This is a genomic window from Lutibacter sp., assembly GCF_040883305.1.
Lineage (GTDB): Bacteria > Bacteroidota > Bacteroidia > Flavobacteriales > Flavobacteriaceae > Lutibacter.
In genome coordinates this window covers 1-2,562 of the sequence record NZ_JBFLKT010000176.1, presented here as the reverse complement: position 1 = coordinate 2,562, position 2,562 = coordinate 1, and the positions used below count along the sequence as shown (strand labels likewise).

Annotated in this window: 5 protein-coding genes; all 5 read left to right on the top strand. The window is 31.2% G+C overall.

Translation table 11 applies throughout. The annotated features are described in order from the left end of the window. Positions 1-323 (top strand): M23 family metallopeptidase (locus AB1Z17_RS05665; protein WP_368050828.1); only part of this gene is annotated, 323 nt, incomplete at its 5' end. After that, the gene (locus tag AB1Z17_RS05660) at positions 323-655 is read left to right on the top strand and encodes a MerR family transcriptional regulator (protein WP_368050827.1); all 333 of its coding nucleotides are present in this window, start codon (positions 323-325) and stop codon (positions 653-655) included. The genes AB1Z17_RS05665 and AB1Z17_RS05660, both read left to right, overlap by 1 nt. A 181-nt stretch (positions 656-836) precedes the next feature. Continuing rightward, positions 837-1,445 (top strand): LemA family protein, encoded by a 609-nt coding sequence (locus tag AB1Z17_RS05655; RefSeq protein ID WP_368050826.1) that lies wholly within the window; start codon positions 837-839, stop codon positions 1,443-1,445. Continuing rightward, positions 1,445-1,882: a TPM domain-containing protein gene (locus AB1Z17_RS05650; RefSeq protein WP_368050825.1), complete on the top strand. Its 438-nt coding sequence runs from the start codon at positions 1,445-1,447 to the stop codon at positions 1,880-1,882. Before AB1Z17_RS05655 ends, AB1Z17_RS05650 begins: the two co-directional genes overlap by 1 nt. Beyond that, the coding region (locus AB1Z17_RS05645) for a YgcG family protein (protein WP_368050824.1) at positions 1,883-2,562 on the top strand (680 nt) is incomplete at its 3' end.

Genomic DNA, 2,562 nt, shown 5'->3' with positions numbered 1-2,562 from the left:
CAGGCGATGGTGTAATAATTAGAGCCGATCAAGGTTCTGCGGGTTATGGAAAACACATAAGAATAGACCATGGTTTTGGATATATTTCTTTGTACGCACATATGAGTAAATACAATGTTAGAAAAGGTCAAAAAGTAAAGCGTGGTGATTTAATTGGCTTTGTTGGAAATACGGGACGCTCACAAGCTCCACATTTACATTATGAAATTCATAAAAATGGTAGAAAAATAAACCCAATTAATTTCTATTATGGTAATTTATCTCCAGAAGAATTTGAAGCTATGCAAAAAGAAGCACAAAAAGAAGGTCAATCGCTAGATTAATGTATATAGACTTACCAGAAAAACGTTATTATAAAATTGGGGAGGTTGCAAAAGCTTTCGGCTTAAACACGTCGCATATACGTTTTTGGGAAAAAGAATTTGATATACTAAAACCAAAAAAAAACAAGAAAGGCAATCGCTTATTTACGGCAGAGGATCTTAAAAACTTACAATTAATTTATCATTTAGTTAAAGAAAAAGGATTTACGTTAGAAGGTGCTAAAATTAAAATGAAGCAAGAGCCAAAAGCTGTAAAAGGAAACCACGCTATTATTATGCGATTAGAATCTATAAAAGCTGAATTGATTCAAATTAAAAATCAGCTTACTTAATTAGTGTTTGATAGCTATGGTATCACTTCATAAAAATAAACCGAAATCTTATAAAAAATAATTCATTTATTAAAATTCGTCTATTTCCGACCAGACACTAAATTTTTTTAAGTAATTTAGTAACATAGTTGAAATAAAAACAACTAATTATATAATAACATAAACTTTAAATATAACGAACATGAAAAAGTGGCTAATACCAGTAATTATAATCGCATTACTTGCTTTTGGTGGATATACCTGGGTAAAAGGATTTTACAATACCGGAATACAATTAAATGAAAATGTTGCAGAAAGTTGGGGAAATGTTGAAACAGCCTACCAACGCAGAGGAGATTTAATAGGTAATTTGGTAAAAACAGTACAAGGTGCGGCAGATTTCGAAAAAGAAACGTTAACATCGGTTATTGAAGCGCGTGCAAAAGCAACATCTGTAAACATTGACCCTTCAAACATTACACCAGAGCAATTGGCGCAATTTAACCAAGTACAAGGTGGTTTAAGCGGTGCTTTAAAAAGTTTATTGGTTACTGTAGAGCGTTATCCAGACTTAAAAGCAAATCAAAATTTTTTAAAATTACAAGATGAATTAGCAAGTACAGAAAATCAGATTTTAACTGCACGTACACGTTTTAATGAAGCTATTAAACCGTTTAACAACCACGTTAAAACGTTTCCAAATAATATATTGGCTGGATTTTTTGACTTTGATGGAAAACCATATTTTGAGGCTGAGCCAGGTTCTGAAAATGCACCTGATGTTGAATTTGATTTCGGAAAAAAAGAATAATGTCTAAAGTTGAAGATTTTTTAACGGCAAAGCAAGAGCAAGCTTTAATTGAAACTATAAGAATTTCAGAAAAAAATACTTCAGGAGAAATACGTGTTCATATTGAAAAATCTACAGAAAAATCTCCAATGGACAGAGCATTGGAGGTTTTTTATCTGTTAGAAATGGATAAAACCGAACTTAGAAATGGCATCCTTATTTATGTTGCCGTTGAAAGTAAAAAAATTGCAATTATTGGTGATGAAGGTATCAATAGTTTAGTTCCTAAAGATTTCTGGGACAAAGAACTAGCCTTGTTAATTACCTTTTTTAAAGATTCTAATTTTACAAAAGGACTTCAATTGGTAATTATAGAAATTGGTAAAAAATTAAAGGAATTTTTTCCATATCAAAAAAATGATTCCAATGAATTATCTGACGAAATTTCTAAAGGTTAAATGATTTTTAAAAAGAACATATTAAAAAAATACAGCACATTTTTTATAGCAATTTTGTTTGTTCAGGTTGCTTTTGGGCAATTTACAATTCCTGATAAACCGAAGCTGCAAACTAGCGTGTACGATTATGCTAACTTGCTCTCTGCTTCGCAAAAAAGCACTTTAGAACAAAAGCTTATCAATTATTCTGATTCTACTTCAACCCAAATTGTAATTGCAACTGTTGAAACTATAAAAGGAGAAGATATTGGTATTTTAACTCCAAAATGGGCACATGAATGGGGAATTGGACAAGCCAAGGAAGACAATGGTGTTTTTATTTTATTAGCCAATAAAGAACGTAAAATATGGATTTCTCCAGGCTATGGTGTGGAACACAAACTTACGGCAGGTGTTACAGGAACCATTGTTAGAACTGTTATTATTCCAGAGTTTAAAAAAGGCGATTTTTATACAGGGTTAGATAAAGGAACCTATGCTGTTTTTGAAGTTTTAAATGGTACTTATAAAAATAATAAACCGTCTAAAAACGAAGAAGGAGGAGGAATTCCTTCATTTGTTATTATCATAATCATCATCATTATTCTATTAATTATTTTTTCAAAGAAAAATAGAGGAGGAGGAAACGGTGGTAGAGGCTTTAGAGATAGATCAACAGCTGCAGATATATTAAATGCTAT

What these genes read in the sequence shown, in the direction of transcription:
- AB1Z17_RS05660 (WP_368050827.1), top strand. Translation starts at nt 323, where the DNA reads ATGTATATAGACTTACCAGAAAAACGTTATTATAAAATTGGGGAGGTT.
- AB1Z17_RS05655 (WP_368050826.1), top strand. Translation starts at nt 837, where the DNA reads ATGAAAAAGTGGCTAATACCAGTAATTATAATCGCATTACTTGCTTTT.
- AB1Z17_RS05650 (WP_368050825.1), top strand. Translation starts at nt 1,445, where the DNA reads ATGTCTAAAGTTGAAGATTTTTTAACGGCAAAGCAAGAGCAAGCTTTA.